19 protein-coding genes and 1 other RNA gene are annotated in these 16,622 nt (G+C 66.6%); 9 read left to right on the top strand and 11 right to left on the bottom strand.

The annotated features are described in order from the left end of the window. Nucleotides 1-13: 13 nt before the first annotated feature. The 8 genes from ACYVGE_RS00100 to ACYVGE_RS00065 form a co-directional block, all read right to left on the bottom strand. Complete coding sequence (locus tag ACYVGE_RS00100) at nucleotides 14-517, bottom strand: GNAT family N-acetyltransferase (RefSeq protein WP_460725944.1); 504 nt, start codon at nucleotides 515-517, stop codon at nucleotides 14-16. Nucleotides 518-567: 50 nt separating this feature from the next. Further along, on the bottom strand, nucleotides 568-984 hold the full coding sequence (locus tag ACYVGE_RS00095; protein WP_460725942.1) for a GFA family protein: 417 nt from the start codon (nucleotides 982-984) through the stop codon (nucleotides 568-570). A gap of 17 nt (nucleotides 985-1,001) precedes the next feature. Beyond that, nucleotides 1,002-1,670: a hypothetical protein gene (locus ACYVGE_RS00090; RefSeq protein ID WP_460725940.1), complete on the bottom strand. Its 669-nt coding sequence runs from the start codon at nucleotides 1,668-1,670 to the stop codon at nucleotides 1,002-1,004. Nucleotides 1,671-1,713: 43 nt separating this feature from the next. Next, a complete protein-coding gene (locus ACYVGE_RS00085; protein WP_460725938.1) occupies nucleotides 1,714-2,148 on the bottom strand; it encodes a hypothetical protein in 435 nt (144 codons plus the stop codon). A gap of 143 nt (nucleotides 2,149-2,291) precedes the next feature. After that, a complete protein-coding gene (locus tag ACYVGE_RS00080; RefSeq protein WP_460725936.1) occupies nucleotides 2,292-2,777 on the bottom strand; it encodes a hypothetical protein in 486 nt (161 codons plus the stop codon). Between the two features lie 101 nt (nucleotides 2,778-2,878). Continuing rightward, on the bottom strand, nucleotides 2,879-3,628 hold the full coding sequence (locus tag ACYVGE_RS00075) for an HAD family hydrolase (RefSeq protein ID WP_460725934.1): 750 nt from the start codon (nucleotides 3,626-3,628) through the stop codon (nucleotides 2,879-2,881). A gap of 177 nt (nucleotides 3,629-3,805) precedes the next feature. Continuing rightward, nucleotides 3,806-4,177 carry an EF-hand domain-containing protein gene (locus tag ACYVGE_RS00070; protein ID WP_460725932.1) on the bottom strand — a complete coding sequence of 124 codons (372 nt, stop codon included), beginning with the start codon at nucleotides 4,175-4,177 and terminating at the stop codon, nucleotides 3,806-3,808. A 277-nt stretch (nucleotides 4,178-4,454) separates the two neighbouring features. Next, nucleotides 4,455-4,643, bottom strand: a complete 189-nt coding sequence (locus tag ACYVGE_RS00065) for a CPXCG motif-containing cysteine-rich protein (protein WP_460725930.1) — start codon at nucleotides 4,641-4,643, stop codon at nucleotides 4,455-4,457. A gap of 161 nt (nucleotides 4,644-4,804) precedes the next feature. Here ACYVGE_RS00065 and ACYVGE_RS00060 point away from each other — a divergent pair, with 161 nt between their 5' ends. Further along, nucleotides 4,805-5,305: a hypothetical protein gene (locus ACYVGE_RS00060; RefSeq protein WP_460725928.1), complete on the top strand. Its 501-nt coding sequence runs from the start codon at nucleotides 4,805-4,807 to the stop codon at nucleotides 5,303-5,305. Nucleotides 5,306-5,392: 87 nt separating this feature from the next. On the opposite strand, the gene ACYVGE_RS00055 is transcribed toward ACYVGE_RS00060, so the two are convergent. The 3 genes from ACYVGE_RS00055 to ACYVGE_RS00045 all read right to left on the bottom strand — a co-directional run bounded on the left by ACYVGE_RS00055 (nucleotide 5,393) and on the right by ACYVGE_RS00045 (nucleotide 8,234). Further along, a complete protein-coding gene (locus ACYVGE_RS00055) occupies nucleotides 5,393-6,187 on the bottom strand; it encodes a lytic transglycosylase domain-containing protein (RefSeq protein ID WP_460725926.1) in 795 nt (264 codons plus the stop codon). A 111-nt stretch (nucleotides 6,188-6,298) separates the two neighbouring features. Beyond that, nucleotides 6,299-7,624, bottom strand: a complete 1,326-nt coding sequence (locus tag ACYVGE_RS00050) for an aminopeptidase P N-terminal domain-containing protein (protein WP_460725924.1) — start codon at nucleotides 7,622-7,624, stop codon at nucleotides 6,299-6,301. A gap of 58 nt (nucleotides 7,625-7,682) precedes the next feature. Further along, the gene (locus ACYVGE_RS00045; RefSeq protein ID WP_460727246.1) at nucleotides 7,683-8,234 is read right to left on the bottom strand and encodes a UPF0149 family protein; all 552 of its coding nucleotides are present in this window, start codon (nucleotides 8,232-8,234) and stop codon (nucleotides 7,683-7,685) included. A gap of 134 nt (nucleotides 8,235-8,368) precedes the next feature. On the opposite strand from ACYVGE_RS00045, the gene ACYVGE_RS00040 reads away from it, so the two are divergent. The 8 genes from ACYVGE_RS00040 to ACYVGE_RS00005 all read left to right on the top strand — a co-directional run bounded on the left by ACYVGE_RS00040 (nucleotide 8,369) and on the right by ACYVGE_RS00005 (nucleotide 16,339). Beyond that, nucleotides 8,369-12,892, top strand: coding sequence for an EAL domain-containing protein (locus ACYVGE_RS00040; protein ID WP_460725922.1), 4,524 nt, complete (start codon nucleotides 8,369-8,371; stop codon nucleotides 12,890-12,892). A gap of 47 nt (nucleotides 12,893-12,939) precedes the next feature. Then, entirely contained in the window at nucleotides 12,940-13,161 is a 222-nt protein-coding gene (locus ACYVGE_RS00035; protein WP_310055866.1) for a TIGR02449 family protein, read from the top strand. Continuing rightward, the gene (locus ACYVGE_RS00030; RefSeq protein WP_457095272.1) at nucleotides 13,158-13,466 is read left to right on the top strand and encodes a cell division protein ZapA; all 309 of its coding nucleotides are present in this window, start codon (nucleotides 13,158-13,160) and stop codon (nucleotides 13,464-13,466) included. Before ACYVGE_RS00035 ends, ACYVGE_RS00030 begins: the two co-directional genes overlap by 4 nt. Nucleotides 13,467-13,566: 100 nt before the next feature. Beyond that, a non-coding RNA gene (gene ssrS, locus ACYVGE_RS00025) (6S RNA) lies at nucleotides 13,567-13,755 on the top strand. A gap of 90 nt (nucleotides 13,756-13,845) precedes the next feature. Then, nucleotides 13,846-14,463 (top strand): 5-formyltetrahydrofolate cyclo-ligase, encoded by a 618-nt coding sequence (locus tag ACYVGE_RS00020; protein WP_460725919.1) that lies wholly within the window; start codon nucleotides 13,846-13,848, stop codon nucleotides 14,461-14,463. 19 nt (nucleotides 14,464-14,482) lie between these two features. Next, nucleotides 14,483-14,950 (top strand): EVE domain-containing protein, encoded by a 468-nt coding sequence (locus ACYVGE_RS00015; RefSeq protein ID WP_460725917.1) that lies wholly within the window; start codon nucleotides 14,483-14,485, stop codon nucleotides 14,948-14,950. Nucleotides 14,951-14,954: 4 nt separating this feature from the next. After that, entirely contained in the window at nucleotides 14,955-15,602 is a 648-nt protein-coding gene (rpiA, locus tag ACYVGE_RS00010) for a ribose-5-phosphate isomerase RpiA (protein ID WP_460725915.1), read from the top strand. 8 nt (nucleotides 15,603-15,610) lie between these two features. Next, nucleotides 15,611-16,339 carry a 2OG-Fe dioxygenase family protein gene (locus ACYVGE_RS00005; protein ID WP_460725913.1) on the top strand — a complete coding sequence of 243 codons (729 nt, stop codon included), beginning with the start codon at nucleotides 15,611-15,613 and terminating at the stop codon, nucleotides 16,337-16,339. Nucleotides 16,340-16,622 lie beyond the last annotated feature (283 nt).

Genomic DNA, 16,622 nt, shown 5'->3' with positions numbered 1-16,622 from the left:
GGGCGCGCGGCATTCAGGCCGTGCGATCGGGTTCCCAGCGCATGTAGACGTCGGCGCGGTCGTAATGCGAGCCGGGCCGCGGCGCCGGGTAATGGCGGAAGCCGACGCTCTCGTACAGCGCCAGCGCCGGGCCCAGCTTGTGGCTGGATTCAAGGAACAACTCGTGACCGCCCGAGGCGCGGTACGCCTCCAGCGCGCCCTCCATCAGGCGGCGGCCGATGCCTGCGCCGCGATGTCCTTCTTCCACCGCCATCTTGGTCAGTTCGAAGACGCCCTCGCCCTCGTGCTTGAGCGCCACCGTACCGACGGCGCGCTCGCTGCCGTCGCCGGCGCGCAACAGGGCAAACAGCACGCGGCCGCCCCCGGCAAGGATGTGGGCTTCGGGGTTGCCGAGCACTTCGCGATCGATCGGTTCGACCATGAACCAGCGCTCAAGCCAGGCGATGTTGAGGCGGGCGAAATCCTCGCGCCAGCGCGGATCGAAATCGACGATGCGGAGGTCGGTCGTATTGGCCATGCCCGGATCATAGCCACGCGCCCGGCAGGTCTCCAGCGCCACCTGCAACGCTACGTTGCGGGTGGCGCCTCGGAAAGATGGGCGATGGCCGCGGTGGCGGCTTCGCGGTTGTTGTCGTCGAAGGCCGCGATCGTCATGCCCGTCACCGTACCGTCGTCGAGGCAGCGCGCGTTGATGTCGAAGCCGTCGGGGTGGCTGCGCGGAACATAGAAACTCTTGATGCCGCAGTGCCGGCAGAACAGATGCCGTGCGGCGCCGGTGTTGAAGGTGTATTCGCTCAGCTCATCCGCGCCTGCGACCAGGCGAAAGCGCGCGGCGGGAACGATCAGGTGCAGGAAGCCGCTCATGCGGCAGATCGAGCAGTTGCAGTCGAGCACCTCAAGTCGTGCGGGAGCATCGACTTCAAAACGCACGCGCCGGCAATGGCAGCCACCGCGATGCGTCACCAGCGAATCGGACGTGTTCATGCACGCCAGTTTACGACTCACTCCTTGCCGTTGCCCTTGCCTTTCCTGCTGCCCTGGCCCGGGGTCTTGCCACCCGGCTTGCCCGCGTCCGTTTTGCCTGCCTTGCCCTTGCCTCGCGCGGCCGGCTCATGGCCGGATTTCGCCGGCTTGCCATGGCCGTGGGTCGCGGGAGCGCCACCCGCCGGCTTGCCGGAGTGGTTCCTGCTGCGCTCGGGATATTCACGCCGCAGATCGTCGTCGATATCGATCGGTCGCGCCCAGCGGTCGTAGGTCGGCACGAATCCCTTCTTCAATGCGTGGAATTCCGGGGACCCCGGCTTGATGCCCAGGCGCTGCGCCAGCGCGCCCCAGCCCTGGCCCCGATCGGCTTCGTACTGGTCGGCGACGTAGCGGCATGGACGCCCCAGCACCGATGCCATGGCGCAGGCGTAGTACACGTCACCCGGCGCCCAATGGCGCGTCTGCAGCAACTCGACCACCAGCGGACGCGGCGCGTTGTGGTAACGCACCATCTCGTCGATGAAAGGCTCGGGATAGCGCGCGCCGTAGTGATTCATGTCGCCAAGCCAGGTATCGACCCAGGCATCGCCGCTGCGTGGATCCCAGTCGCCGTTGGCATCCTGCGCGGCAGCGTTGGCGCCGATGAGCACCAGGACCAGCGCGAGCACGCCGTGCTTCCACTTCATGTGCATCCGGGAGAGCCCGTGCATGGAGATTCCTCGTATCGACTCAGGGCTCGATCACGAACTTTCCGAAGGCCACACCCAGGTCCCAGCCTTTGCCCTTTCCAGCCAACGTCATCGAGACGCTGCCCTTGGTCATGGCCATGGCCTTGGCGGACCTGGAGGCGCCCGCATGCACTTCGCTGCTGGCGTAGGTGCCCAGCACGTCCTTGATGGTGTACACGCCGGAGAACTCGCCGTGGCCACCTTCGATCCGCGACTTGCCGACCGTCAGCCCGCCGCCCTTCGCCCGGATATGCACTGGAAGCGTCTGGCCATCGTCGCAGCTCACCAGGCCTGAGCCGGTCGCAGTCTCGTAGAAGACCGACCATCCCGCGAGGTCGAAGGACAAGGTGCAAGTGATCGGTCCACTGGCGAAGGCGGGCGTCGAGGCTACGGCCAACAGGACGGTGCAGGTCAGTGCAGACAGACGGGGTTTCATTCCAAGGCTCAGGGATCGCGATAGGCAAAGGCTACCATTGCACCGCGATGCCGATCACGGCGCGGTCGTGCCCAACGCAAAAAAGGCGGCACCTTGCGGTGCCGCCTCTGCGCAATCATCCAACACGCAATCCCGCACAAATCTCAATCGCGATCGTCGTCATCGCGCCAGTGGCGACCGTCCCAATAGCGGCCATCGCGGTCCTGGTAGCCGTAGTAGTAGCGGTTGTCGTAGTGCGCGTCGTCGTAGTGCGAGTCGTAGCGACGGTCGTAGCGCGGATCGTAATAGCGGGTCACGCAGCGGCCCTTGCGATCGCAGGTCATGCGGTCCTGCGGATGCTTCTTCCAATAGCCATAGGCGTTGCCGTACGGCGGTCCGCTGCGCACGTTGCGGTAGTAGATGGGCCGGCCATAGCGATCGTGCTCGACGAGCAGGCGATCGTCGTAGCCATAGTTGCCGTAACGGTAATACGGGTAGCCGCCGCGGATCATGACGTCGGCAACGTCGACGATCACCCGGGCGAAGTCGTCGCCATTCTGCGCATGCGCCGGCGCCGGGGCAGCCAGCGCCGCCATGCCGATACCGGCGGCCAAAGCGGTCGAAGCCAACCAGCGGGTCACGATGGCCATAGCGTCCTCCTCTCTCGCCCGCCACCACGGCGGGCATGGGCAGACGATGCGAGGGGGACGGTGAACCGATTTGTAATTTTTGCGTGAACCGCAGGTATCGCTCAGGCGCCAGTTAGCAACTCACCGCCGGGCATCGCCAATTGCCGCACCGCGGCCGGCAGTTCCGACGGCGTGGTCACGCGGCGCAGGCGCGGCGCATCGTCGGCCACCTGGGCCTCGGTCTCGTGCGCCCACGTCACGTGATAAGGCATGTACACGCCCCACCCGCCCAATTCGAGCACGGGCGCGATATCGGATCGCAGCGAATTGCCGATCATGGCGAACCGGGATGGGGGCAGGTCGAATTCCGAGAGCACGCGCGCATAGGTGGAGGCGTCCTTCTCGCTGACGATCTCGATGCGATGGAAGAGATCGGCCAGGCCCGATTGCTTCACCTTGTTTTCCTGGTGGAACAGATCGCCCTTGGTGATCAGCACGATCTCGTGCTCGGCGGCGATGGCTTCCACCGCCTCGCGTATTCCGGGCAGCAGCTCCACCGGGTGCTGCAGCAATTCCTTGCCCAGGGCGACGATACGGTGCACGTCAGCGGCACTGATGCGCGCCTCGGTGATCTCGACCGCGGCCTCCACCATCGACAGGGTCATGCTTTTCACGCCATAGCCGAACAGCGCGAGATTGCGCATCTCCACCGCGTACAGGCGCTCGAGCGTGCGGGCGTCGAGCAGGTCCACATAGGGCTGCAGGATGCGTTCGAAGTCGCCCTGCGCGGCGTGGAAGTAGTCCTCGCTGCGCCACAGAGTGTCGTCACCGTCGAAGCCGACGAGGCGGATTGCGTTGTCGTGGGATGTCATGCGCGCAAGTATGCCAGTGCCGCGCGGCGTGCCTTCGTGCACAAACGAAAGGCGGCCCGCAGGCCGCCTTTGTTTGGCAAGGAATGGATCCGGCGTAAACCGGCGGGGCGCGAATCCCGCGCCCCGCCGCGCCGGCACACGTACCGGCAAACCGGACAAACCGGTTGCGGGCGCGCCTTACTTCTTGCCCTTCACCTTGGTGTAGGCCTTGTACTCCTCAGGAGTCAGCGAGCCATCGGCATTGCTGTCGGCCTTGTCGAACGCCTGGCCCAGCGCCGGTACGGCGGAGGCTTCGGCCTTGGTGAGGTTACCGTCCTTGTTCAGATCGACGTCGGCCCAGCTCTTCTTGACCGGACTGGTGGCCGCGGCCGCGTCGTTGTAGGTGGCGGGTGGAGTCGGGGACTGCATTGCAGGGTCGGTCGGAGTGCTTGACTGCATCGAAGCGTCAGTCGCCGAGGTGTCGGTCTGCGCCTGGGCGAAGGCCAGCGGGGTGGCAAGGGTGGCGGCGAGGGCGATGGTACCGAGCATGGACTTGCGGGACAGGTTCATCAGTTTCTCTCCAGGTAAGGGTGTGCGTGGCGGGTATGCGACTCGGGGGATATGCCCCGCACGAGTCGTACCTTGCCCACCTCTGGATGAACGCGAACATCGCGGCGCGCCGCGCCGTGCACACGGCGTTAACCACAAGAACGCCAAACGCGTTTATGGCAGCCGGCCTGAATCCGTTTGAATCGTGATCGACGTCGTAAAGCACGGCCTCCACGTCGCTGAACGCAACACAACCTTTACGAAATTTCCGACCGTCATTCCAGAACGCGATGCAGGTTCAGGCATCGCTGTCGCGCGTGGCGTTCGCCAACACCTCTCCGCCGGCGCCGAAGGCAACGGAGATCTCCATCGGCCTGCAGCACACCGGGCAATCCTCGACGTAGCGTTGCAGGTCCGCGGATTCGTCGATCATCAACTCGACGCGCTCACCGCAATAGGGGCAAGGCACCGTGATCGTGGGCAACATGGGCGACCTCCTCGATGGCAACCGTGCCAGCGTAGCGCCGACGGATGCCGGCATGCCGTCACGCCTCGCTAACCATTGCGGAGCAAAGCTGGCGACACGCGCTGGGGAGCCGTGCGGCGCGCTGCCACCGTCCGTTCGCGGTCGATCCCTAGGAGCGCGCGATGAAAACCCGACGTGTTTTCAGTACCCCCGACCTGATCACGGCCAAAGCCGCCATCCAGGCCGCGCGCGACGTCGGCATCCATGACGAAGACATTTCGCTGGTCGCACGGTCGGACATCGAAGGCCATATCCCCAACCGGCGCCAGGAGGCCGACAGCGACTTCGTTCCCGCCGCCATGCGCGGCGCGCTCTTCGGCGGCCTCGCCGGCCTGCTTGCCGGCGCGATCGCAGTGATCGCGTTTCCGTCGGTGGGCATGAGCTGGGCCGGCGCGGGCCTGGTGGCCTTGGCCGGTGTGCTGGTTGGCGCGTTCGCGTCCGCTCTGGTCGGCTCTTCGCTACCCGACCCGGTCCGCCAGAAATTCGAAGGCGAGATCAAGGCGGGGCGCATCCTCGTCCTGGTCGATGGTGCGGCGGAAATCCTGCCGGCGGTGGAAACCGCGGTGACACGCGCCGGCGCGTTATCGCTGCCTTTCGAGACTCCGACCGCGCTCATCCGCTGAGGGGTCACGGACAGGTATTGGGGGCGCCTGCTCGGCGCCCTTGTTGTGTCACGAATGCCGCTGATGCCGCCTGCTTCGCGCGGCGCCTCACGGCATGGCACGGCCTGCAGCCAGTGGCGCGCCGGGGCCGAGGGCGCGGCGATAACTCGCGTGCAGGGCCTGGACCTTGGCGATGTAGTCCCGGGTCTCGCGGTACGGCGGCACGCCACCGAAGCGCGTTACCGCGCCAATGCCGGCGTTGTACGCCGCCGTGGCGAGAGTGAAGTCGCCCTGGTAGCGACGCAGCAAGGCATGCAGGTGCCGCGCGCCGGCATCGATCGACTGCACCGGCGAATACACATCGGTCACGCCGTATTCGCGCGCGGTGTCCGGCATCAGCTGCATCACGCCCTGCGCGCCCTTGGGCGACACGGCCCTGGCATCGAAGCCGCTCTCGGCATGCGCGATCGCGCGCAACCAGGCATCGTCGATGCCGTGCTCCTTCGCGGCCGCGCGGAACTGGTTCGGGTAGCGATCGAGCTGCGGCTTGCCGATGGCGCCCAGACCCGCATGCGCGGGCTCGCCCGGGGGCGTGGCGACGGTGAACGCCAGCACCGGCGTCGAACCCGGCAGCCGGCGCGTGCTGTAGACGGTGCGGCCATCCTGCTCGCGCTCGTACAGCGTGCCGCTGACGACGCCCAGCGAGCCCCACAGGTTCGGCAACTTCACGGCGTCATCGGCGAATTGCCTGGCGGCGCAACGCGAACCCGGCTCCGGCGCCGTCGCAAGGCTGACGGTGCCGTCGCGAACACAGCGATACACAGTCCGTGCCTGCACCGGCGCAGCACTCAATGCCAGTGTCAGCAATATCCCCAGGCAGGCCGTGGTGCGGCGCGTGGTCATTCACACAGTCTAGGGCCGTCCCGCGTTAGCGCCATGTGCGGATGGTTTACCCGGCGCTCGCTTGAGGCGCGCAAGAGCGCCTCGCGACAAAAAAAACGCGGCCTGGGGACTTCAGGCGCTGGCCATGAACGCCTCGATCTCGTCGGCACTGCGCGCAAGGCCGCGAGTCAGCACCTCGTGCCCTGCGGCGGTCACCAGCACGTCGTCCTCGGTGCGGATGCCGATGCCACGCCATTTCGCGGCGACGGTGGTGTCGTCGGGGGCGATGTACAGGCCGGGCTCGATGGTGAAGACCATGCCCGGTTCGAGCAGGCGCGATTCGCCATCGATGCGGTATTCACCGACATCGTGGACATCGAGGCCAAGCCAGTGCCCCGTCTTGTGCCGATAGAAGCGGCGATAGAGGCCGTCGGCGATGTTCTTTTCCAGCTTGCCCTTGAGCAGGCCCAGTTGGAGCAGGCCCTCGGTCAAGGTGGCGACCGCGGCGACGTGACCGGCTTCATAAGGCACGCCGGGCCGCGCCTGCGCCAGCGCGGCGGCCTGCGCGGCGTCGACGAGGTCGTGCAATGCGCGCTGCTCCCTGGTGAAGCGGCCGCTCACCGGAAACGTGCGGGTGATGTCGGCGGCGTAGCCGCGGTATTCGGCGCCGGCATCGATCAGCACCAGATCGCCCTCGCTCATCGGCGCATTGTTGGCCCGGTAATGCAGCACGCACGCGTTGCTGCCCGCGCCGACGATGCTGCCGTACGCGGACTCGGCATCGTGCTGGCGGAAGACGCGTTCGATCTCGGCCTGCAGTTCGTATTCGCGCATGCCACCGCGCACCGCGCGCATCGCCGCCTGGTGCGCAAGCACGCTGATGTCCGCGGCACGCTGCATGAGCTTGAGTTCGTCGCGATCCTTGAACAGCCGCATTTCGTCGAGCAGGTGGCCCAGCTCCAGGAATTCGTGCGGCGGCTGCGCGCCGTGCCGCACTTCCGCACGCACGCGGTTGAGCCAGCCGATCAGCTTCAGGTCGAACTCCTGGTCGCGACCGAAGTGGTAGTACACCCGCGTGCGCCCTTCGAGCAGCCCCGGAAGGATGTCGTCGAGGTCGCCGATCGGATAGGCGTCGTCCATGCCGAAGGTTTCCACCGCACCTTCCGGGCCAACACGCGGGCCGTCCCAGGCTTCGCGTTCCGCGTCGCGCTCGCGGCAGAACAGCAGCGTTTCACCGTGCTTGCGGCCCGGCACCAGCACCAGTACCGCGTCGGGTTCGGCGAACCCGGTCAGGTACCAGAAGTCCGAATCCTGGCGATACGGGTAATGGGTATCGCGGCTGCGCACCATTTCCTTCGCCGCGGGCAGGATCAGGATCGCCTGGTCGCCCGCCATGCGCATGAGTTGCTTGCGGCGACGGGTATGGCTACGTGCGGGGGTGCTGAGCGGTCTGGTCATTCGCAGGCAACTGATGCTGGACGGCCGCCCCTATGGAGCGGTGCGCGCGGACGGGACGTCAATTGAACCGTTGGCGGTGCTGGGCGGCCAGCACGCAATCGCCGTGCAGCAGCAGTGCGGCGACGCGGACGAATTCCTCCAGCTCCACCAGCGCTTCCTCGTCCTCTTCGTCGCCATCGTCCTGCGGCTGCGCCGCGGCGAGTTTGGCGATATCGGCCAGCGCTTCGCGGCTGTCCTCGGACAACGATGGCGCCGCGCCCGCGGCGAGGCCGAAGCCGCCGAGGAAGCCGCGGCACCAGTCGAACAAGGCTCCACTGCGCTCGGACAACGAAGCGTCGGCGTCCGGCAGCAGCAGCTCGAATTCGAAGCTGCGATCGGCCAGTTGTGCCGCGCTGGCCAGGCGCATGTCGTCCAGCGCGCTGCCTTCTGCGACCGCCGGCAATTGGGGATCGGCCATGACCTTCGCCAGCCACTCCCGATTGGACGCCCCCCCGCCAGCGAGCCAGCCACAAAGGCCGCCATGCAGCTCCCATGAGGTGACGGACAGGGCCAGGGCGCGGATTTCGGCGTCGAGGGCGGCGGCGGCGGGCAGGTCGGGTGCGGACACGATGTCGAGGCGTTGGGGGGATACCGGAGTTTAGCGGCAGACGCGTGGCTGGCGGCAGGCGCGGGGTGGCTTACACTGCCGCATACGCTCAACGGTCGGGGTCCGTGCGTAACTTTCCGTCCTACACCGCTTGCCTGATGGCATTGATTGCAGGCCTGCTCGGCGCGGGCATTGCGCGCGATGCCGGGGCGCTCACGCGCGAGTATTACTTCGAGCGCATTGGCAGCGCCCGCGGCCTGGGTCAGAACACCGTCAACGCCCTGGCGCAGGACGCGCAGGGCTTCGTCTGGGTCGCCACCCAGGGCGGCCTGCACCGCTACGACGGCCAGCGCTACGTCCAGTACCGGCATGACCCGCGCGATCCTGCGAGCCTCCCAGACAGCTATGTCACCGCGCTGGCGATCGATGCCGGCAAATCGTTGTGGGTGGGCTCGTACTCCCAGTACGTCTCCCGGCTCGACCTGACTTCCGGCAAGATCCAGCGGTTCGAGGTGTCGGGGGATGAACAGGCCCAGCGGCACGTGGCCGCGCTGCTGCCGCACGCCGGCAAAGTGTGGGTCGGCACCTTCGCCGGCCTGGAAAGACTGGATCCCGCGACGGGCACTCGCGACCGCGTGATCACGCTGGACCCCAGGGCGCTGCGCAGGTCGCCGCGACAGGCCCTGGTGGCCGGACGCGAAGGCGAGGTCTGGTACGGCACGCAGACCGGCCTGTACCGGATTGGCGCACGTGGCGGCGTAGAACGGATGCGGCCGGCGCTGTCGGTGCGCGCCCTCGCCTACGACCATCGCGGCCAGTTGTGGATCGGCGCGACCCAGGGGCTGTACCGGCTGGCATCGGACGGCCGCTCGTTGCTGCGCGTATGGCCTGCCGAAGGCGCGCCGGAAATCGAGGTGGCCGCGATAGTGGAGGCGCCCGACCATCGGCTGTGGCTGTCGCTGTCTGCACAGGGCGTGCTGCGCTTCGATCCCGCCACGGGTCGCAGCCTGCAATTGCGCGAGCAGTCCGGTGTCACCTCGGGCCTGGCGGAAGACAGCTTCAATGCGCTGATGATCGACCGCGGCGGCATGCTTTGGCTGGGCGGGCAGTTCCGCGGCGTCACCGTGGCCGATCCACGCGGGACGCGATTCAACTACGTACTCGACCTCGAGACCGGCCCCGGCCACAACGCGGCGACCGACGACAGCGTCCGCACCGTTGCCCAGGACACGAGCGGTGCCCTGTGGATCGGAACCGACAACGCGCGGCTGCTCCGCTACGACATTGTCGGCGACCGCTTCGAGGACTACACGCCGCGCCTCCCGCTACCCACCCTGCCGGTGGCGCCACGCGTCATGGCCATGGTCCGCGACCGCGACGGGAGCCTCTGGGCGGCGACGGAACACGGCCTGATGCGGATCGATCCGCGGAGCGGCTCGATCGAGCAGGTACCGCTGGGAAGCTATACGAATGTCGCGATCCGCAGCCTGATGCTCGCGCGCAACGGCGCATTGTGGATGGGCACGGCGGATAGCGGCGCCCTGCGCTATTCGCCGGATGATGGCGAGGTGCTGCACTACGGCTATCGCGATGGCGACCGCCACCAGCTGTCGCATCCCGCCGTGCACGCCATGCTGGAAGACCGTCGCGGCCGCATCTGGCTGGGCACGGGCGACGGACTGGACCTGCTGGATCCCGCCACCGGCCAACTGCGCCACTACCGCCACGGCATCAACGCGCCGGGCAGCCTGCCGGGCAACCTGGTGCGCGCGCTGTTGCAGGCGACGGATGGGAGGATCTGGGTCGGCACGCATGCCGGGTTGAGCCGCGTGATCGAGGCCCCGGACGGCGGCATCGCCTTTGCGCACCCCCTTGCCGATGCCCTGCGCGATCGCCCCGTGCCGGTGGTGTTTTCGATCGCGGAAGCGCCGGCGGGGACGTTGTGGCTCGGCACCGACAACGGCATCACCCGCTTCGATACGGCGAACGACCATTACCGCACCTACGGCCTTGCCGACGGGCTGCAGGACCTGGAGTTCAACGGTGCCGCGGTGACGAGGCTGGGAGACGGGCGCCTGGCCTTCGGTGGCGTGCGCGGCCTGAACCTGTTCGATCCGCGCCGCGTGCCCGGCTCCGGTTACGTGCCTCCGCTGCGCCTGCTCTCCGCGCGCATCGGGGCGGAGGCGCCCCTCAACGACGGCGTCCTGTGGCAACCACGATCGCTATCGATACCGGACGGCGCCGAGCTCCTGCGACTGCGCGTGGGCGCGCTTGATTACGCGCCGTCCGCCGACATCCAGTACCGCTACCGCCTCGATGGCTTCGATCCTGGCTGGATAGACAACGGCCATCAGCAGGACATCACCTACACAAAACTGCCGGCGGGCGAGTACGTCCTGCGCGTACAGGCCACCAATCGCGACGGGGCGTGGAATTCGCAGGAGCTGAGCGTCCCGATCCGAGTCATGCCGCCGTGGTGGCGGCACCCGCGGGTGGTCGCGACCGGCGCGCTTGCGTTGCTGGCACTGGCGCTGGCGATGGCGTGGCGCCACCACCAGCAGGTGCGGCGCGAACGCGGCCTGTTCGAAGCCATCCGCGAACGCGAGCAGCGTCTCAAGCTCGCGTTGTGGGGCTCGGGCGAGATCTTCTGGGATTACGACCTGCGCCGCGGCGAGATGCACGCCATGCGCATCGACGAGCATGTCATCGTGGATGCCGACAAGGCCGTCCAGATGGAAATCGTCGACCAGCACGAGGTCCACCCAGACGACCTGCCGCGCCTGCGCGACCTCCTGCGCCAGCACGTGCGCGGTGAAAGCCCGCTATTGCTGTCCGAGCACCGCGTGCGAATGCCGGACGGCTACTGGGCGTGGATGCTTGCCCGCGGCCGCGTGGTCGACCGCGATGCCAGCGGCCGCGCATTGCGCATCGCCGGCACCGCCCGGGATGTCACCACGACCCGCAATGCCGAGCGCGAGCGTCGCATCGCGAGCGAGGTACTGCGCAGCATGGGCGAGGCCGTATGCGTGTTCGATCGCGACTTCGCCTTCGTTTCGGTCAACCCCGCCTTTACGCGCATGACCGGTTATAGCGATGTCGAAGTTCTCGGTCGCGATACCAGCCTGCTCAACAGTACACAGCATGATCCGGAGTTCTATCGGCAGATGCGCTTCCGCCTGGAGCGCGACGGCCGCTGGTCCGGCGAGCTGTGGCAACAGCGCAAGGACGGCCAGGAATTCCTTTGCTCGGTGCAGGCCAGCGTGGTCCTGGACGCCACCGGCCAGCGCAGCCATTACGTGGGCGTACTCGGCGACATCACGGACCAGAAGCGCGCAGAGCAGGAGCTTCGCTACCTCGCCAACTACGACACCCTGACCAGCCTGCCCAACCGCACGCTGCTGTCGGAACGGCTGTCGCGCGCCATCGTGCGTGCGCGGAGGCAGGGCAAGCGCATCGCCGTCCTGTTCCTCGACCTCGACCGCTTCAAGGACATCAACGACTCGCTCGGCCATGCCGCCGGCGATCGCATCCTGCGCGCGGCCGCCGCGCGCCTGCAGAACACGGTGGGCCCGCAGCACACCGTGGCGCGCCTGGGCGGCGATGAATTCACTGTCGTCCTGGAGGACGTCGATATCGTCGAGCAGGCGGAACAGGTCGCGCGCATGATCATCGATGCCTTCGGCCAACCGCTGGACATCGACGACCGCCACGACGTATCGATCTCGCCCTCGATCGGCATCAGCCTGTACCCCGACCACGCCCAGATTCCCACCGACCTGCTCAAGCACGCCGACACCGCGATGTACCAGGCGAAGGCTGCCGGCCGTCGTACGTTCATGCGCTACACCGACGCGATGGACGTGGAGATCCGCCAGCGCGCCACCATTTCGGCGGCGTTGCGCAAGGTGCTGGATCGCAACGAACTGCGCCTGGTGTTCCAACCCAAGCTGTCGTTGACACACATGCGCATCACCGGCGTGGAGGCCCTGCTGCGCTGGCACAGCCCCGAATACGGAGACATTCCGCCCGACCGCTTCATCCCGCTGGCGGAGGAAAGCGGGCTCATCCTGGAAATCGGCGAATGGGCCATGCAGGAGGCCTGTTCCACCCTGCAGCGGTGGCGCGAACAGGGACTGCAAGACGTCTCGATGGCCGTGAACGTTTCCGCGCTCCAGCTCGCGCGCGGTCACCTGGCGGACGTCGTGGCGCGCGCACTCTCGGGGCGCGGCATCCCACCGGATCGCCTGCAAGTCGAATTGACCGAGACCGTGATCATGGCGAATGCGGGACAGAACGCCACGATGCTGCAGGCGATTCGCGATCTCGGGGTCGGGCTGGCGATCGACGATTTCGGCACCGGCTACTCGTCGCTCTCCTACCTCAAGCGCCTGCCCCTCACCACCCTCAAGATCGACAAGGAGTTCATCGGCGATCTGACCCACGATGCCGACGACGAAGCCATCACCGGTGCGGTGATCGCAATGGCGCATTCGCTCGGGCTGACCGTGGTTGCCGAGGGCGTGGAGACCGAAGCCCAGGTCAAGTTCCTGCACGACCACGGCTGTGACGAAATCCAGGGCTACTGGCTGGCACGCCCGCTGCACGCGGACGAATGCCTGGCCTTCCTGCACAGCTGGGCGACCGCCACCGTCGAAACCGACTGCCAGGCGGTGCCGGGCTAACCGGCAACGTCCTTGACCCGCCCCCGGCCGCTCCCCATCATCCGCCCATGGACCGCGCCCAACTGATCGCCGAACTGCAGAACCTGTCTGCCCGCCTCGATGAGCTGGGTGCGCAGGCGCGCCGTCTCAGCGACGAAAACCGCAGCCTGCGCATGCAGCAGGAGCAACTGGCCAACGAGCGATCCACGCTGTTGGCCAAGAACGAGCAGGCGCGTACCCGGGTCGAGGCGATGATCGCGCGGCTCAAATCGCTGGAGCAGCACACGTGAGCTCGAAGGCCAGCGAACCGGTCAGCATCCGCCTGCTCGATCGCGAATACACCATCGGCTGCGAGCCCGACGAACGCGACAGCCTGATGGCCGCCGCGAAGCTGCTCGACAACAAGATGCGCGAGATCCGCGGCAACAACCGCATGGCCGCGCTCGATCGCGTTGCCGTGCTGGCTGCATTGAATCTCGCGCACGAGCTGCAACAACTGCGCAGCGAAGGCGATGGCCGCGATCGCGAGCTCGTTCGCACGCTCGACGACCTGCACCGCAAGCTGGACGGTTTGTTCGACGTCACGCCACGCTGACATGCGAGTCAGGCGTCATTCCGACTTTGTCCGAATCGCAACAACCACCGCGCCGACGAGCGGACTAGCCACCCGAGGTTGCCGCGCTATAATTCGCGCACGTCCTCTGCTGTGCGCGACAGCCTGCGCAAACATTCGCCTTGTCCCTTAATGACGACCACGGGGGCGCAGCGGAAGCCTGGAGTGCATGTCCGCCTTGCAGCGGAAAGCCCGAAGGCATCCAAGCGTTCCCACTTGAACCCCGGGTTCAAGGTCGTTTCCGCAGGCATCGCACACCGGTGGAGGACTTTTCCCTTTCTGCGCGGCGCTTCGGCGCCGCGTTGTCGTATTCGACATCCGTCCTTGCGCGCACGCACTTCCCGGATGAGCGCGTCACCCGATGGTTCATCGCATGAATGATGACACTCGCGTAGCCCAGCGCCGCCAGCTTCGAACGGATCTGCGGGCGCGTCGTCGCGCATTGCCCGCGGCACATCGCATCACCGCCGCCGAAGCTCTCGCCGGGCACCTGCTCGCATTGCCGTTCGCACCGCGTTCGGGCTACGTGGCCGGTTACTGGGCCGTGGACAGCGAGATCGCGCTGCACAGCTGGCAGCTGCGCCTGCCGCCGGAATGCGTTTACTGCCTGCCCGTGCTATGCGATGACCAGCGCCTGCGCTTTGCGCCATGGCGGCCCGGCGACGCGCTGGTCAGCAACCGGCATGGCATTCCCGAGCCGGACGTGTCGGCGTCGTCACTGCTGGACTCGGAATCCCTGTCGCTGGTGGTCCTGCCGCTCGTGGGTTTCGACGAACATGGCAACCGGCTTGGCATGGGCGGCGGCTGGTACGATCGCAGCTTCGCGTTCCGTCACGAACACAGCGCCCCACCCCATCTCGTCGGCGCCGCGTTTGCATTGCAGCAGGTCCCGCCGTTGGCCGCAGAGCCTTGGGACGTGCGCCTGGATGCGGTATGTACCGAAGCCGGGCATTTCGATTTCACGTCCTCCGTCGCCTGACGTCCGCACGAGCAACCGCATGACCGCACGCCGCCGCTATTGGCTGATGAAGTCCGAACCCGATGCGTTCTCGATCGATGACCTTCAGCGCATCGGTACGGAGCCGTGGACGGGCGTCCGCAACTACCAGGCACGCAACAACATGCGCGCGATGCAGGTGGGGGACGGCGTGCTCTTCTACCATTCCAGCTGCGACCTGCCCGGCATTGTCGGTGTTGCGACGGTGGCGACGCCTCCCTACCCCGACCCGACCCAGTTCGACAGCAAGTCCGACTATTACGATGCCAAGGCAACGCGGGAGCAGCCGCGCTGGGAGCTCGTCGACGTCACCTTCGAGCGGAAGCTCACGCGCACCATCGCGCTGGAAGAAATCCGCCAGCACGCAGACGAGCTTGGCGAAGGCTTCGCGCTCACGCAGCGCGGCTCGCGCCTGTCGGTCCTGCCCGTTACCGCCTCGCAATGGAAACTTCTTCTTTCCCTGGAATGATCACGTGACTGAAGCCAAGCGCCTGGCCGGCGAACGGGCCATCGACTACGTCGAAGACGGAATGATTGTCGGCGTCGGCACCGGTTCGACCGTTGCCTTCTTCATCGATGCACTGGCCCGTATCAAGGACCGCATCCGCGGCACGGTGTCCAGTTCGGAACAGAGCACCCGGCGCCTGCAGATGCATGGCATCGAGGTGCTTGACCTCAACAGCACCGGGCCATTGTCCCTGTATGTCGATGGCGCCGACGAATGCGACCCGCACAAGCGCCTCATCAAGGGCGGCGGCGCCGCCCTCACGCGCGAGAAGATCATTGCCGAAGCGAGCGACAAGTTTGTCTGCATCATCGATCCGGCCAAACGCGTGGATGTCCTGGGCCGCTTCCCGCTCCCGATCGAGGTGGTTCCCATGGCGCGCAGCCTGGTCGCGCGCCAGATCGTGGCCAGGACCGGTGGCCAGCCGGTATGGCGTGATGGCGTGGTGACCGACAACGGCAACGTGATCCTGGATGTGCACAATCTTTCCATCACTGATCCGGTCGCCTTGGAAATGGCGCTCAACCAGATTCCAGGCGTGGTGTCGGTCGGCCTGTTTGCACGGCGCCCCGCGGATGTGGTGATCGTCGGTGGTGAGCCGCCCCTGGTCTTCTGACCGGTCCCATGTCCGCATCTTCGTCACCCGATCCGATATCTGGCCGCCTGCGTGACGCCGGCTTCGAGTTCGCAGAAGCCTCATGGATGCGGGAGCGACTGCAGCAGGCCGGCGGCTTGCCGGACTGGGAAATGTTCGCCGCGAGCTGGGATGCATTGGAACCCGATGCCTACCTGGCACGGGTCGGCCGCCATCGCCGTAGGCGCTACGCTGTCTATTCGGCTGATCAGGCGGGCCCGATTGTCAGGGAATCGCACCAGCCCCATTACCAGTCGAGCAACTACAACAGCCTTCAGGGCGATATCGAACGCTGGTTCGCTCCGATCGCGGACGAGGTCGGCGATTGCTTCTCCCTGCAGACCGTCCTCAAGTTCAGCCGCGACCTGTTCACGAAGCTTGCGCCGGACACACGCCACTGGCACATCGAAGTCCACCAGTTCCGCATCGAAGCGAAACCTGGCGAGCCCGGTGAACCCACGCCCGAGGGTGTGCATCGCGATGGCGTCGATTACGTCCTGGTCCTGCTGGTCGATCGCCAGAACATAGCCAGCGGCACAACCACGATTCACGCCGCCGACGGCACGCTGCTCGGCAGCTTCACCCTGACCCATGCATTGGATGCTGCACTTGTCGACGATGCGCGCGTCTTCCATGGCGTCACGCCGGTCACACCACTCGACCCCGCCTTGCCCTCGCATCGCGACGTGCTGGTAGTCACCCTGCGCCGCAACGGCTGAGCGAGCTCCGCGACCCTGATACGCAAAGCCGGCGAAGCCCGGCCATCGCCTTGCCGCGAGCGATGTCCGGCTCGTGGCGGGCTTGAGCGCTTTCGGTTATTTCAAGCGCAGGGTTGCCTGCGGCGATCGCCGCGTCGGGGTGTCTGCCCGGGGTACTTACTGCGGTTAGTAAGTCAGACTTTCCATCCGGCGACGGCCAGGGGTGGCCTCTCGGTTTTCCCACGCACAAAGAAGAAGCCCCGGTCTTTTGGACCGGGGCTTCGGATAAATGCTCAGCAATGAC

The sequence above is a fragment of the Lysobacter rhizosphaerae genome (assembly GCF_054779795.1).
Note: the sequence above shows the minus strand (reverse complement) of the source record. Positions and strands in the feature narration are given on the sequence as shown.